Here is a 1,065-nt window from a genome sequence, read left to right on the forward strand (position 1 = left end):
CAAGAGCAGGGTAGGCAGGAGCTCAGCGGGTTTGTACCGGTGCGCTTGTATAGCGCCATCGTCTCGCGGGACATGGCCTCGCGGGAGAACTGGTCTTTCTTGCCCTTGTACTTGTCCTGAATCTTCTTGAGCTGGGGCGCGACCTCGAGCATCTTGCGCTGGCTCTTGATCTGCTTGACGAAGATGGGAATCAGCGCCGCACGCACCACCAGGACGAGCCCGACAATCGACAAGACCCAGGTGAGTCCACCGTTGAAGTCCATGCCAATAGCGGAGAACAGTGAGTGGAATGCGACAAGCAGAAGCTCGACCGCCCACTTCAGTGGCCAGAGGATCGTATCTATGAAACCCATACTTCGGATCAGCCCTTTCCGTGGCTTGGTGAGACGACAAAACCAAATGACGTCACGGAATAGCGACGCTTGCGTTTCAGGGGAACATCATCTATTCCACCTTCGGCCCACGGATGGCATCGGGCGAGCCGACGCGCGGCAAGTGCCGATCCAATCGTGAGGCCGTGTTCCTGAATGGCGCCGAGTGCATACGCCGAACAGGAGGGGTAATACCGGCAAACATCGCCGTAAAGAGGTGAAATGACCGCACGGTAGACACGTAAAAGCACGACACCCAGATTGCGAGGTATCAGCAGCACAGTGACCACAAAAGTATTCATCGCTTCGACGATACTTTGCGTACCTGTAAAGACTGCTCGAATGCGTGACCCAGTTCAGCCTTTAGTGTCGACCAATCTGTGTCCCTGGCAGCGGGAAGAGCTCGAACGACGATATCCGTGCCCGGCTCCACAGTGCCGAGCAAGTCGTAACTGGCCGCTTTCAAACGTCGTCGAACTTCATTGCGTCGCACAGCGTTACCCACGTTCTTGGCAACGATGAAACCAAAACGTGCGGGAACACCCTGAGCGTCCGTGGACACTGGAGGGGTTTTCCGCACGTAAATGACTGTGTGTGCGCCTACGCGACGCACACCACGCCGAACGACACCTTGATAATCGCTCCCGCTCGTAATGCGGTTCACATGTGCAAGCACGAGAACCCAACAAGCACG

At 56.4% G+C, this 1,065-nt stretch carries 3 protein-coding genes; all 3 read right to left on the minus strand.

The annotated features are described in order from the left end of the window. Positions 1-353 (minus strand): membrane protein insertase YidC (yidC, locus tag JF66_RS21310; RefSeq protein WP_035881010.1); only part of this gene is annotated, 353 nt, incomplete at its 3' end. Between the two features lie 8 nt (positions 354-361). After that, complete coding sequence (gene yidD / locus JF66_RS22755; RefSeq protein WP_081882549.1) at positions 362-673, minus strand: membrane protein insertion efficiency factor YidD; 312 nt, start codon at positions 671-673, stop codon at positions 362-364. Continuing rightward, positions 670-1,047, minus strand: a complete 378-nt coding sequence (gene rnpA, locus JF66_RS22760; protein WP_081882550.1) for a ribonuclease P protein component — start codon at positions 1,045-1,047, stop codon at positions 670-672. The genes yidD and rnpA overlap by 4 nt, the downstream gene beginning before the upstream one ends. Positions 1,048-1,065 lie beyond the last annotated feature (18 nt).

This window comes from Cryobacterium sp. MLB-32 (assembly GCF_000738085.1).
GTDB lineage: Bacteria > Actinomycetota > Actinomycetes > Actinomycetales > Microbacteriaceae > Cryobacterium.

What these genes read in the sequence shown, in the direction of transcription:
- yidD (WP_081882549.1), bottom strand. Translation starts at nt 673, where the DNA reads ATGAATACTTTTGTGGTCACTGTGCTGCTGATACCTCGCAATCTGGGT.